At 45.2% G+C, this 13,014-nt stretch carries 17 protein-coding genes and 1 tRNA gene; 7 read left to right on the top strand and 11 right to left on the bottom strand.

Annotated features, from left to right (window positions below; all coding sequences use genetic code 11):
• Positions 1-69: 69 nt before the first annotated feature.
• The 4 genes from BFP72_RS00185 to coaE all read left to right on the top strand — a co-directional run bounded on the left by BFP72_RS00185 (position 70) and on the right by coaE (position 2,494).
• Positions 70-603: a DUF1573 domain-containing protein gene (locus tag BFP72_RS00185; RefSeq protein ID WP_255397131.1), complete on the top strand. Its 534-nt coding sequence runs from the start codon at positions 70-72 to the stop codon at positions 601-603.
• Positions 604-639: 36 nt separating this feature from the next.
• Complete coding sequence (gene yajC, locus BFP72_RS00180) at positions 640-948, top strand: preprotein translocase subunit YajC (RefSeq protein ID WP_099597177.1); 309 nt, start codon at positions 640-642, stop codon at positions 946-948.
• 65 nt (positions 949-1,013) lie between these two features.
• Positions 1,014-1,913: a hypothetical protein gene (locus BFP72_RS00175; protein WP_099597176.1), complete on the top strand. Its 900-nt coding sequence runs from the start codon at positions 1,014-1,016 to the stop codon at positions 1,911-1,913.
• Entirely contained in the window at positions 1,910-2,494 is a 585-nt protein-coding gene (gene coaE / locus BFP72_RS00170) for a dephospho-CoA kinase (RefSeq protein WP_099597175.1), read from the top strand. The genes BFP72_RS00175 and coaE overlap by 4 nt, the downstream gene beginning before the upstream one ends.
• Here coaE and BFP72_RS00165 read toward each other — a convergent pair.
• From BFP72_RS00165 to BFP72_RS00155, 3 genes are all read right to left on the bottom strand, one after another.
• Complete coding sequence (locus tag BFP72_RS00165) at positions 2,491-3,186, bottom strand: hypothetical protein (protein WP_099597174.1); 696 nt, start codon at positions 3,184-3,186, stop codon at positions 2,491-2,493. The two genes, coaE and BFP72_RS00165, sit on opposite strands and share 4 nt — an antisense overlap.
• A 61-nt stretch (positions 3,187-3,247) precedes the next feature.
• Complete coding sequence (locus tag BFP72_RS00160; RefSeq protein WP_099597173.1) at positions 3,248-4,042, bottom strand: (Fe-S)-binding protein; 795 nt, start codon at positions 4,040-4,042, stop codon at positions 3,248-3,250.
• A 4-nt stretch (positions 4,043-4,046) separates the two neighbouring features.
• The gene (locus tag BFP72_RS00155) at positions 4,047-5,357 is read right to left on the bottom strand and encodes a (Fe-S)-binding protein (protein WP_099597172.1); all 1,311 of its coding nucleotides are present in this window, start codon (positions 5,355-5,357) and stop codon (positions 4,047-4,049) included.
• Between the two features lie 85 nt (positions 5,358-5,442).
• On the opposite strand from BFP72_RS00155, the gene BFP72_RS00150 reads away from it, so the two are divergent.
• A tRNA-Phe gene (locus tag BFP72_RS00150) sits at positions 5,443-5,515 on the top strand.
• A 208-nt stretch (positions 5,516-5,723) separates the two neighbouring features.
• Here the strand turns inward: BFP72_RS00150 and BFP72_RS00145 are convergent.
• From BFP72_RS00145 to BFP72_RS00130, 4 genes are all read right to left on the bottom strand, one after another.
• Complete coding sequence (locus BFP72_RS00145; RefSeq protein WP_099597171.1) at positions 5,724-6,473, bottom strand: trans-aconitate 2-methyltransferase; 750 nt, start codon at positions 6,471-6,473, stop codon at positions 5,724-5,726.
• Between the two features lie 95 nt (positions 6,474-6,568).
• Positions 6,569-6,946: a YccF domain-containing protein gene (locus tag BFP72_RS00140; RefSeq protein ID WP_099597170.1), complete on the bottom strand. Its 378-nt coding sequence runs from the start codon at positions 6,944-6,946 to the stop codon at positions 6,569-6,571.
• A gap of 31 nt (positions 6,947-6,977) precedes the next feature.
• Positions 6,978-7,529 carry a GNAT family N-acetyltransferase gene (locus tag BFP72_RS00135; RefSeq protein WP_099597169.1) on the bottom strand — a complete coding sequence of 184 codons (552 nt, stop codon included), beginning with the start codon at positions 7,527-7,529 and terminating at the stop codon, positions 6,978-6,980.
• The gene (locus BFP72_RS00130) at positions 7,526-7,747 is read right to left on the bottom strand and encodes a hypothetical protein (RefSeq protein WP_099597168.1); all 222 of its coding nucleotides are present in this window, start codon (positions 7,745-7,747) and stop codon (positions 7,526-7,528) included. The genes BFP72_RS00135 and BFP72_RS00130 overlap by 4 nt, the downstream gene beginning before the upstream one ends.
• A gap of 111 nt (positions 7,748-7,858) precedes the next feature.
• On the opposite strand from BFP72_RS00130, the gene BFP72_RS00125 reads away from it, so the two are divergent.
• Positions 7,859-8,452, top strand: coding sequence for an HAD family phosphatase (locus tag BFP72_RS00125; protein ID WP_099597167.1), 594 nt, complete (start codon positions 7,859-7,861; stop codon positions 8,450-8,452).
• 44 nt (positions 8,453-8,496) lie between these two features.
• Positions 8,497-9,531, top strand: coding sequence for a DUF4421 domain-containing protein (locus BFP72_RS00120; RefSeq protein ID WP_099597166.1), 1,035 nt, complete (start codon positions 8,497-8,499; stop codon positions 9,529-9,531).
• Here BFP72_RS00120 and BFP72_RS00115 read toward each other — a convergent pair.
• The 4 genes from BFP72_RS00115 to BFP72_RS00100 all read right to left on the bottom strand — a co-directional run bounded on the left by BFP72_RS00115 (position 9,528) and on the right by BFP72_RS00100 (position 12,969).
• Positions 9,528-10,004, bottom strand: a complete 477-nt coding sequence (locus BFP72_RS00115; RefSeq protein WP_099597165.1) for a hypothetical protein — start codon at positions 10,002-10,004, stop codon at positions 9,528-9,530. The genes BFP72_RS00120 and BFP72_RS00115 overlap by 4 nt on opposite strands.
• Entirely contained in the window at positions 10,001-10,327 is a 327-nt protein-coding gene (locus BFP72_RS00110) for a Dabb family protein (protein WP_099597164.1), read from the bottom strand. Before BFP72_RS00110 ends, BFP72_RS00115 begins: the two co-directional genes overlap by 4 nt.
• Before the next feature lie 71 nt (positions 10,328-10,398).
• Positions 10,399-11,568, bottom strand: a complete 1,170-nt coding sequence (locus BFP72_RS00105) for a porin (RefSeq protein ID WP_099597163.1) — start codon at positions 11,566-11,568, stop codon at positions 10,399-10,401.
• A gap of 9 nt (positions 11,569-11,577) precedes the next feature.
• The gene (locus tag BFP72_RS00100; RefSeq protein WP_099597162.1) at positions 11,578-12,969 is read right to left on the bottom strand and encodes an aldehyde dehydrogenase family protein; all 1,392 of its coding nucleotides are present in this window, start codon (positions 12,967-12,969) and stop codon (positions 11,578-11,580) included.
• Positions 12,970-13,014: the final 45 nt, after the last annotated feature.

Genomic DNA, 13,014 nt, shown 5'->3' with positions numbered 1-13,014 from the left:
CTACAACTCTTAAATAGTAAGCGGTGAGACATGTGCTCATCTTTACCTTTTATAAAACAATTTATTAAAATGAGAAACATAACATTATTATCAGCAGTCGTTGCTGTATTCGCACTCACTATGACTGGATGTTCGAATGCAGATTTGGAAAGCAGAGTATCAAGACTTGAAGGCAGAGTTGCTGAACTCGAAGGAAAAGGCATAGCAAGCTCTAGAGCTACTGCCACTGCACAACCTGCAGCTACCAACGAACCCGAAGTAAAGCCTGATGGTCCACTTCCAGTATTTGCATTCGCGGAGGAATCTCACGATTTCGGTACGATCAACGAAGGAGACAAAGTCATCCACGTATTTGAATTCGAAAACACAGGAGATGCTCCGCTAATCATCTCTGATGCCAAAGGTTCATGTGGATGTACCGTACCAGAATGGCCAAAAGAGCCAATCGGAATCGGCGAAAAAGGAGAAATCAAGGTAGAGTTCAACAGTAGAAAAAAACCAGGCATCCAAAACAAAACGGTGACTATCACTGCCAATACGTTTCCTAAACAAACGAGAATCAAAATCAAGGCAAACGTCACCCCAGCTGCTACGGATAGCTAAGCACAAACTATTATTCATACCATTACAGACACATTCATGTTGAATCAAATATTATTACAGGCAGCTTCAGGCAGTAGCTACTCTAGCTTTATCATGCTAGGTGTGATGGCGGTAGTATTCTACTTCTTCTTCATCAGACCACAACAGAAAAAGCAGAAGGATCAAAAGAAATTTACCGAAGAGGTAAAAAAAGGTGATCTAGCTGTGACCGTAGGAGGTATCCATGGCAAAATCGTAGAAACAACGGATACAACCGTGACACTCGACATTGACCGAGGCACCAAAATGGTCATCGAAAAATCATCGATCTCTATGGAGATGAGCAAAAAAGCCAACGAGAAGTAATTCATGTATCAATGAGTTTATTTCGTTTTTTTGCCCCTGGATTAAAAGACAATTGGAAGGTAGTTATGCTCTCAATTTTGGGAGCGACTACCTTTTGGTTTTTTAATGCCATGAACAAAAACTACGACACTCGACTGGACTACCCTATCAATTACGTCTTTGAACGTGACAGTGTAGTGATTGTCTCTCCATTAGCCAAACAAATCAAAATCGACGTATCCAGTGGCGGCTGGAACCTCTTGCGCAAAACCCTCCGCATCAATGCTACACCCATCCAGATCCCTCTGGACAACCCGACCGAAATCCGATTCCTCACCCGTGCCAGCTTGATTCCTATGATCTCTGACCAACTCGACGGACTGAAACTCACCTACCTAGTCACCGACACCTTGTTTTTCAACATCGAGAACAAAGTAACAAGAAAACTTGCCATCAAAGTAGACAGTCTCCATGTGCCTCTCAAAGACAGCTACCGCCTCACATCACGCATCCGTACCAATCATGACTCAGTCTCGTTTACAGGCCCCAAATCATACATTGCCAAATTGTCGGACCCAGTATTCATGAAATTTAATGAAAAGGACTTAGACGATGACTTTGATGACGAAATCGCATACCAAATAGACAAAATCATCAAGCCAGAGCCCAAAGAAACCAATGTCAAATTTGAAGTATCAAGATTCCTGTACAAAGACATCACCATCCCAATAGAGTTTTTACAGTTTCCCGAAGACTCTTCGGCAGTCGCCGAACAATCAGACATCAAGATATTCTATACGATCAACGAAGATTTCGAAAACGAAGTAAACAACACCGATTTTAGTGTAACTGTAGACTATACCATGCTCAACCCTAGAGACTCTACCATCACTCCGATCCTTATGTACGCACATGACAAAGCCCTCGATATAGTCCTCGCCGAAGACAAAATAAAAGTAGACTTCCCCCCTCCATCACTCCGATGAAAAAAATAGGCGTCACTGGAGGCATCGGATCAGGCAAAAGTACAATTTGCAAGATCTTTCGTACCCTAGGAATCCCAACCTATGACGCAGACTCGCGCGCCAAATTGCTCATGAACACCAACCCTGAGATTAGAAAAAAAATAATTGCGTCTTTCGGCCCACTATCCTATGAAAACAACCAACTGAATCGGTCTTACTTGGCCGAAAAGGTATTTACAAAAGGAGACAACATACAAACCCTCAATACAATCGTACACCCTGTCGTAGCGTTAGACTTTGAAGAATGGGCTTTGCTACAACATAGCCCCTACGTACTCAAAGAGGCCGCTCTTCTCATCGAATCAGGGAGTTACCAAACACTCGATGCTTTGATCAATGTCTCTGCTCCCATGACTCTACGCATACAACGTGTCAAAAAAAGAGACCCCTTCAGGAGTGATGCTCAGATCCAAAGTATCATCGAAAAGCAACTCCCAGAAGAAAAACGCCAAACGGTCGCAAACTACAACATACTCAATGGAAACGAGCGCCTTGTCATCCCGCAGGTTACCGCCTTGCATCAGGTTTTATCCAGCAACTAATCCTTCTCGGTCAATCGAAACATAGACTCAGCCACCCCGCCACCAAAAACCATGTCCCGAATCGTGTAATAAACCGTCCGCTCTCCTCTTTTTCGCTTTTCAAAAGAATAAGGCAAAACAAACCCTCCTAAGCGCTTGAAATTCGAATAGAAATACTCATAATCAACCTCTTCGTTCAAATCCCCATACACCACATACTTGTAGAGATAATAAGTCGTCTGGTCTATGAAAAAGTCCACATAGTATCCAGACTCAAAATACATCCTAACTTGGGCATACCGCAGTCCCGCTAGCATGACCTCATCGATCCATTCCAGTCTATGATCAGGCAACCACGCCAGTGACAAGGGAGAACCAATCGCTGATTCGATTTCTAACAAGGCTTGCTCCTTGATTGTCAAGTCACGAATCGAGTCAGTACTCCACCCCTCCATCACCTGACCTGCATCTCCATCAAACACTGCGATGTAATCATACCCTCTTACTTCGATTTGTTTTCTGACCTTATTGGGACGCTTTTTTGTGATGACATAGACACGCTCCCCAGACGTTTCTATTCGCTCGACCATTTCAACTTCCACACTACGCATAGTATTCAGCACGTCCTCTCCCACAGCTGTAAAATGTCGATCTACCACATCCTCTAGGCGCTGTGACTGAGCCGAAAAGCCAATCAGAACAGTCCATACCAAACATAAAAAAAGCTTCGAGCACATGCTCGAAGCTAAGAAATTTCTAACAAAAAACATGGCGTTATTTACCCAAGGACTCCTCTATGATCTCTGCAATATCTTTGACCTGTACCTCTCCTTCCTTCTCTTTGTTCTTGACCCCATCGGACATCATAGTCATGCAGAATGGACAAGCCGATGCAATCACCTTAGCTCCCGTACCTATCGCCTCTTCGGTACGGGCTATATTGATCTCCTTGTCGCCCTTCTCCGCATCTTTGAACATCTGGCCTCCACCTGCGCCGCAACACAGGCCTTTGGTCTTGCAACGTTTCATTTCTACTAGGTCCGCATCGAGTGACTGGAGCAGCTCACGAGGTGCTTCGTAGATCCCATTGGCACGACCGAGATAGCACGAGTCATGGTAGGTTATCTTCTGTCCCTTGTAGTCTCCTCCTGCAACTTTGAGCTTACCCTCGTTGAGCATCTCCTGTAAAAAAGTGGTATGGTGTACTACCTCATAATTCCCTCCCAGATCAGGGTATTCATTTTTGATCGTATTGAAACAATGCGGGCAAGCTGTTACAATTTTCTTGATGTTGTACATGTCCAGCAACTGGATATTAGACATGGCTTGCATCTGGAATAGAAATTCATTGCCTGCTCGTCTGGCAGGGTCTCCTGTACAACTTTCTTCGGGACCGAGCACGGCATAATTCACACCGAGATGATGGAGTATTTTGGTAAAAGCAACAGTAACACGCTTGTATCTATCATCAAAGGACCCAGCACAGCCCACCCAAAACAATATCTCTGGGCTTTCACCCTTCGCTTGAAGCTCAGCTACTGTTGGTACGTTTATCGTTTGATCACTCATCGTCTTATTTTTTGTCGTTTTTCAATTCTTCTGCCCAGTTGAACCGATCGCTTGGCGCGAATTTCCATGGAGCAAAATTGGTCTCAATGTTGGCAAACATGGCGTTCCATGATGCAGGGGATCCAGATTCCTCCATCGCTACATAGCGCTTCATCTCTAGGATGATCGCAAGAGGGTCGATGTTGATTGGACACGCTTCTGTACAAGCGTTACAGCTTGTACAGGCATTGATCTCTTCTTTGGTGATATAATCTCCCAATAAGCTCTTTTCCACCCCTTCACCTTTTCCTATTTCTTCGATTCTATCCCGGGTATCCATCATGATCTTACGCGGAGAGAGTGCTTTACCCGTGAGGTTAGCAGGGCACTCTGACGTACAGCGTCCACATTCGGTACAGGTATAGGACTCCATCAGGCTCTTCCAAGTCAGGTCAGTAGCGTCTTTCGCTCCAAACCGTCCGATCTCATCAGGGTTCGCTGCGGGCGCCTCTACAGGCATGCCGATCATCGATTTCACCTCAGTAGTCACCGCATCCATATTTGCTATTTTTCCCTTAGGATTCAAATTAGAATAATAGGTGTTCGGGAAGGCCAAAAAGATATGAAGGTGCTTCGAATAGGTCACATACAATGCAAAAGCCATAATCCCTACAATGTGAAACCACCATGCTCCACGCTCTACCAGTATCAAGAAGCTCGTATCGAACATCTCCATAATCGGTACGAGCACAGATGAAATCCACAATTTGCCCGTCTCATGATAACCCACTACTTCTCGGGCCTGCAGAACTTGATCCGCTGCATTCATTTTCAGTATTGCCATCATCAAGGCAATCTCGATCAAGAGTATCAAATTGCCATCCATTGCAGGCCAGCCTTTCATCTCTGGTTTGGTGAAGCGGGGAACTTTGATCACATTGCGACGAATCAAAAAAATCACACAACTCACCAAAACACCCAAAGCCAAAAACTCAAAGAAGTTCATCGCCATATTGTAAAACGAACCCAAATATGGCGCAAAGACACGATGTGTCCCAAGGAGTCCATCGATCACAAACTCCAGTACCTCTAGGTTGATCACGAGAAAGCCCACATAGATGAGCAAGTGCAAAAAGGCTGGAACAGGCTTCTTAAACATTTTCTTCTGACCAAAAGCGATCAGCAACATGGTCTTCCACCTGCTGGAAGAATTATCTTTTCGATCGAGCTCCTTCCCTCGCAGGATATTGGCTCGAATCTTCCGTATTCTATTGACTATCAAATAGGTCGGGATAGCCAAGACGATCACAAAGATGATCTGAGATATGAAGGTCATAAAATTTGTTGTTTTTTCTTGTCAAATATTCTCCAAAACGTTTGCAGCATTGCTAAACTTTTCTACTTTTGTGCCTCGTTAACGCGGTGATGTAGCTCAGTTGGTAGAGCATCGGACTGAAAATCCGTGAGTCGGTGGTTCGAGCCCACTCATCACCACATCCTTAACAGAAGGGTTTCTTATACAGAAACCCTTTTTTTATGCCTTCTAAAGTAAGGAAGATTTAACAAAATAAAGTATGCGTGCATACTTTGTTTCTCCTGTACCCTTTATTTAGACTCCATCTAAAACCAAGAGAGCATAAACAAAAAAAAGGCTTGAGCAACCCCAAGCCTTTTCCCACTCTTTCCTCCACAGAATTGCGAGTTATTTCTTTCTCAAATGCATGTACAAGCGAGTCCCGTTATTCTCATTGGCCCTAAAACAATATTTGCTAAACCACCCATACAAGGTATTCTTCAAGCCCTGCGCATTGAGTACAAACAGACCATTGGACAAGAGTCCTTTGATCATACTGGCAGCTACGCTGGATTTCTGAATATACTCTACTTCGATCAAATCAAAATCCTCTTCGTAGTAGGCATATAGACTCTCTTTCGTGAAATGTTGATAATGTTTATCTATCAAGGGCTTGTTCTTGTGAGGTACAGTGATAATCACATCCCCTTTGTCCTCTACATAGTGCGCAATACGCTTGGCAAACCCTGCCGCCATATCCAGTGGGATATGCTCAAACACCTCTATCAAAGACAGACAGTCAAACTTTTCTTCAAGATCCTCTGTAAAAATATCCAAGGACCTAAATTCACAAGTTGGATTGAGTACTTGCGCGAGTTTGATAGCATGTGCCGAATAATCCACACCTACAATCTTCTGCTCTGGAAACTTAGCTGAAAAATCTTTGACCAAACGTCCATCACCAGTCCCTACATCGATCAACTTTCTAAAGTTGATCTTTTCCAGTTTTTCAATCAAGAATTCCGTAGCTGCCACATAGTTGATGCCCCATGCCCAATAGTACGAAATCGTAAAATTGGGCTTGCCCTGCGGGATATAATGGTATGGAAAACTATACTGTTCCTCTTGGATCAATTGCTCTTCTGATAACTCCGACATTTTCTAAAAAATTTTTGGCAAAATAGCGCATTCACTCCCTATCCAAAAACAATTGACCCAAGAATCTCGTACCTTATTAATTGTTCGTTGCTCAACTAAGCTCTATCCACCACTTCCCTACCGAAGGGAGTCAGCGCAAGCCCCGCGAGTTTAAAATGCTGCTGTGCAAAAGGAAGCCCCACTATCGTGATCGCGAAAAGAATCCCAAACCCCAAGTGAGACAAGCAAATCCATACCCCTCCGACAAAGAACCAAATGATATTCATCACAGTAGACAAACACCCCACTGATTGAGGGGCACTCCGCACTTCACTACCAAAAGGCCAAAGCGCCAACATAGCCAATTTGAGCGTCTGTAGTCCAAACGGTATCCCTATGATCGTCACCATAAGAGCAATACTGCTAACCAAATATTCGATGGCGATGAATACCCCACCAAACACTAACCAAATTACATTTCCGATTGTTTTCATGCCTCATTAGTAGCCTGCCTATAGGGTTTTATTACAAACTCCTCCAGTCCTCTCGTGTGAGACGGTAAACATACACCGGGATACCCATGTACAAGACCTCCTCCTCTCTATGCATGCCATTGCGGAGAGCCACCTTTTGAGACGGCAGATTGCCAGTAGCTATAATCGAAATGATAGACTCTGCCCCAAGTCTCTCAAATCCATAATTCCTAAATAGCACCGCTGCTTCAGTCGCATAACCCCTCCCCCAGCTATCGTTGAATAGCTGATAACCTATCTCCAACTCTCTCCGGCCATTGATATCTTGACTAAGCAGTCCACACTGCCCTATCAGCTTCCCACTATGCCTCTCGATCAGCGCTTGCAGCCCATAACTGCGCTCTACATAGCGCTTGAGTTGACGCTCTACCGCCAAGCGCGCGTTGTCTTCTGGCGTTTTTCCACCGAGACCAAGCAGGTACTGGGCATTCCCTTCACTGAGATAGAAATTCTTCCAAGTCTCAACATCCTCAAGTGCCAAAAAACGAGTCCTTAGACGCTCTGACTCCAGCCCATCCTCATATCTGTAGGTATCCGAAATCATCGTGCACAGCTGCAATTATAATTGTCACCATAGTACGCCTTGAGCTCTGCGATCAGTCTATCGATCCCTACGCTCCCCTCATAAATCCTTTGTCCAGACACGGCCATTGGCTGACAGACTCCTGCTTCCTCCACACGGTAGGCCAAAGACAACTCCTTAAAAGGTGCCTCCAATTTTTCTAACTCACTATACCCCGATGGAACTTTTATCTCTATCATAGGTGCTCAATATATTTGCTTCGCCTAAAATTCATCAAAATATCACAATAATGACATGAATCCCTGGACTAAACCTCAATCAATAACCTAGATTTGCCCAAAAGACATCATATGCAATCAGTCACCATTCCAGTACCCGCAGAAGCAAAAGGGCTCATATTTGACCTGGACGGAACCGTCATCGATTCCATGCCCCTCCACTACAAAGCATACAACCATAGTCTAGAACCTTGGGGGGTCACCTATCCACACGATGTGTTTTTGAGCCGAGGCGGCATCCCCACCCAGGACACCATGCACATCATCAGCGAAGAGAACAACATTGTTGATTTCGATGTAGCACTCGCTTTGCAGCGAAAAAGAACCTATGTCGACGCGAATCTCGATCAAATCACTCTGATCCAACCCATCATGGAAATCATCAAAGAGTACCACGGACAAGTACCAATGGCTGTAGGTACTGGAAGCAACCGAGATACAGTCGAACGCATGTTTGCCATGTTTGGCTTGGGACAGTACTTTGAGCACGTCGTGACTGCTACGGACGTGAGCCAGTTCAAACCACATCCCGAAACCTTCCTCAAGTGTGCAGAGCTGATCCAGATTGCCCCAAAAGATTGCGTGGTGTTCGAAGACGGCAAACCAGGGATGGTGGCCGCTGAAACTGCCGGTATGCAAGTAGTGGATGTGACACAATATTTGTAGAAATACAAAGAAGCGTGTAATTTGATCTAAACTACGCCAAATACATGAGCAGAATCAGTTGCACGTTTCTATTCCTATTTCTTTCATCCACCCTATGGGCACAAGAGACTCCTTTGGATACGGCAAATCTGAATTATGACCCACACTACATCATAGACTATTCGGACAAGTTATCGATACGTGTACTCAACGTAATCAAATTCAGTCAGGTCCTCCACCATGACGACTCGACAGGTAAATCAATCATCTATCGACCCAACGAAAATGTAAACATTGGTTTTGGAGTCAGTACAGAGTGGTTGTCCCTAGCAGCATCCTTTGGCATGCCTTTTCTCAACAACGACAATGACATCTTTGGCAAAACCACCGCACTTGACTTCACCAGCAGCATCTATCTCAGAAAAGTCGCCATTGACTTGCTATTCCAGTTTTACCAAGGCTTCTTCCTAGCCAACCCTCAAGATCTCATCCCGGGCTACTCCTCTTCTCAATACCCTACACGACGGGACCTCACCACACTAAACATGGGAACCTCTGCCGTATACATCTTCAATCACAAGAGATTTTCTTACAGAGCAGCCTACACGCAGTCTGAGAGACAGTTCAAAAGTGCAGGCTCATTCCTCGCAGGTTTATACATCAACGCCTACCGTATGGAAGCTGACTCTAGCTTAATCCCTAGCGATCTCATATACGCCAACCCCAACAATGATTTTCGCGATATTAATTTTTACAATTTGGGAATCACAGGAGGGTACGCCTATACGGCTGTCATTTACCACAAGATCTACGTCTCCGCCTCTCTTACCATAGGACTAGGTCCACAGATCGAGAGAGCAAGAGCTACTGACATTCGAGAAGGCTATAATAGGACTATTTTAGACACCTCCGCCACCGCCAAACTCGCTCTAGGCTACAACGGCAAACGAGCCTTTGGTGGAGTCTCATGGTATGGCTTAGCAACGGGTACAAAGCATGAAAACGAGGCATATCTACAACGCAGCACCAACAACATTCGACTATACTTTGGCATGCGTTTTCACAAACCCAAATTCCTGAGCAACTCCCGAATGTTCTAACCAACAGAACGCTGGGTGTCCAAATACTTACTCATCTTGAACAGGCGGTTGATGGTAATCACCGTCACAGTCAGTGTCATCAGTAGCGTGACAGGAAAAAAAATAAACCCGGCGATATTGCCCTCTACTTCGGAAGCCCACATGAAAAAAGTAATGAGGCTTATCCATTGATACTTATGCCTTTCGGCGAAAGCCTCCAAAAAAAAGACTGTCGTCATCTGATCCTTGAGACGAATCACATAGATAACCCGGTAGACCACATAGCGCAACCCAAAAACAATCAGCAGGATCAAGACATACTGTCCTACCACCACCTGTGTCACATTGGTACTCAAATCAGTATAGTACCCCAAGGCATGACAGATACCGTAGGCCATGACATTGTACACCGGATTGCCAAATATGGCAACCAGCAGCCAAAGAATACTCCATGGCCTGACCTCAGATAGTTTCTTTTGAAACAAGTGCATCATAGACTCAATACGTCATAGATAGTCACCTTGCTCCAGAGCTCCTTGCATTGCTCAATGAAGTGCACGTGCGCGGGCTCTACTTGGTACTTGTCATGATCATCTACCGATTCGAAGGTCACGATCATCGAGTAAGTGTAGCTATTGTCTACTACCGCTCTATCTGTCCCTGCTGGCGTACCAAAGTGGCTAAAATGTGCATATTGAGACGATGCAATTAGCTTCTTTGCTTCTGATTCAAATTTTTGACGTATGACAACATCCTCAGGCTCCTTCAACCAAAACAACACACTATGAGAAAAATTTCTCGTCTTTTCCATTTTCATAATTACTCCTTTATTTGTGTGATACTAAAGCTAATCTCCTTAGCTACAAAAAATCATTTCTCTCGATGGACCTAAAAAGAAAAATTCCATTGGATTCGCATTCTAAACTCATCTCCTGTGTCTTCGAAATCCACATTGTCCAACCTAGAAAAATCAAAGGTTAGCTTATTATTGTGCCCAATAAAAAACCAATTGGCTCCAATCGTCCACTCTCTTTGTCCCTGAGAAAAATTATCTTGATGCACCACACCTATTCTACCTGCCAATTGAAAAGGCCTGGGGACCCAATCGAAAAGCTCATTGAAAAAATAGCCTCCTTGAATATACCCTCCCAGAATCTCGGTGGTCTCATCGGACACATGATCATACACATTTTTGAGATGAGCTTCTGTCATCATCGAAAACCCCTTGTACTTCAGCATCAGTTCCGCAGTAGCTTGCCTAAGTCGGTATTGGTTTTTCGTTCCTACACTGAACCCAGGCAACTGCCCTCCTCCGTCACTAGAAAACTGAGTATAACCTGAAACGTTCTCAGCAATGGCCACCGCCAAAAAACCGATTGGCTTTTGAGATCGCTCGATATCTGCAAAAAACATTTTGGGTCTAGTTCGTGAAAAATTCCACTGATACCTAACCGTCCATAGATAGTAGCGGTTTTCATTGTCTGCATTTAGCCCTTCACCATTGTATACACTCACCTGGTAACGGCTCGATCCAGCTTTGCCTCTAAACACATCTCCCATCAACATCATCCCGATTTGACGATCGAAAGTAAAAAATCGATTGACCAGCGATCGATCCACCATCAGTTGTTTGTCTGCAGCCACATAACGCTCGGTATTGTAGTTGACCTTCCATTGGCCCAACCTAAACTGCAATTCCGGCTTTTTCCTGATCGTCACATCCCAGTTGAGAAAATTATTGCTAGGAAAGTCATACATCAGATAGTATTCGACATAGGGTTTAAAAGCATGCCCTGAGACCTTGATCCGTGCCCTCTGAATATTGAATGACCCATTGAGGTTGTCTTCATCCTCTACATAAAAATCAGGATTGGCGCCTGTGCGATAAGCGTATCTAAACTGCAAGTGCCATTGCATATTCATTTTGTAGTCCTCTCCATACGAAAATGACAGCCCCTGAAGGCCATAGTCCATCACAACCTTGGTGCTATCCTGTCCACTAGCGCGAAAGGCCATAGAGATGAACAACAATAGAGTAAGTGTACCAATCTGCTTCATTCCCTTGCTTTATAAAACGACGCTCTTTATCACCATCATTTTTTCTCTTGACATGTCATGCATACTATCAGGGATACTTCCAATCCCAAGCCCCGACTGGTCTCTCCCACCGAAAGGCATCCAATCCACCCTAAAGGCTGTGTGATCATTGACCATCACTGCTGTGGCATTGAGCTTTTTGACTGTGTCCAATGCCACGTTGAGATCTTTGGTGTATACGGACGCTTGAAATGCGTAGGGCAAGCCATTGGCACGACGAATCGCCTCGTTGCGATCACTATAGCTGTACACACAAACCACTGGTCCAAACACCTCTTCCGTAGACAGCTTGGCCTCCTCTGGAGGGTTAACCACTATCGTCGGAGGATAGCACGTTTCGGACAAGATCTCCCCCCCACAGATGATTTTTGCTCCCCTGCCCTTGGCCTCTGTCACCCAAGCATGCACACGATCCACTTCACTAGGCTCGATCAGTGGGCCAACCTCCGTATCCACCAAGAGAGGATCTCCTACTTTCATAGCTCGTGCAGCTTCATCCAACTCTTCGACGACCTCCTCCAGTATCGACTCATGGACGTAGATCCTCTGGACAGACACACATACTTGCCCCGCATGGTAAAAAGCACCTTTGGCCAAAGCTGGAATCATGGTACTACGATCCGCATCTGGCTCTACAATCACCGGAGCAACCCCTCCATGCTCTAGAGCACATCGAGTCCCCGGCGCTAATTTTGATCGCAGCGACCAACCGACTTTTCCCGAGCCTATGAAGGACATGAAATTGACCTTAAGGCTCGTCACCAACATCTCCGAAATGCCTCGGTCGCAGATGACAGTAGTGCACCACCCCTCTGGCAATCCTGCGTCAGTATACACCTCCTGCATCAGCAGACAGGTCAATGGAGTCGCCGAGGCTGGCTTGATGATCACTGGAGACCCGACGGCTATCGCTGGGATCGTTTGATGTACGATCAAGTTGATGGGATGATTGAAAGCACTGAGAGAGGCCACCACTCCGATAGGTTCTCGTGAGGTGTAAGCGACCCTATTGACCGAGGCAGCCGTCTGTCCCATTGGTATTTCTTTCCCCCCTTGCTGTCCGACATATTGAATAGCCAGTTTTACCCCGTTGATCGCTCGATCCATTTCGGCACGCGTATCCGTCAGAGGTTTGCCCCCTTCTTGCGCCGATTGAAAGACGATTTCGTCGTAACGCTCCTCCATCAAGACCACAATTTTTTCTAGAATCTCGATCCTACGATATTTTTCCAACCATAGGGTACGATCCTGATATAAACCGTATGCACGATCAATGACGGCTTGTACTTCTTGTGCATTGTGCATAGGAACTTCCTTGATCAATGCACGGTCGAAAGGCGCGTATACAGGTAGTGTAGACATAGAGGTTGTATTTTCGTCTACTGGAGGACAAGCTCCAGCAAATTG

This window comes from Reichenbachiella sp. 5M10 (assembly GCF_002742335.1).
Taxonomy (GTDB): domain Bacteria; phylum Bacteroidota; class Bacteroidia; order Cytophagales; family Cyclobacteriaceae; genus Reichenbachiella.
This window is presented reverse-complemented; position numbering and strand designations above follow the sequence as displayed.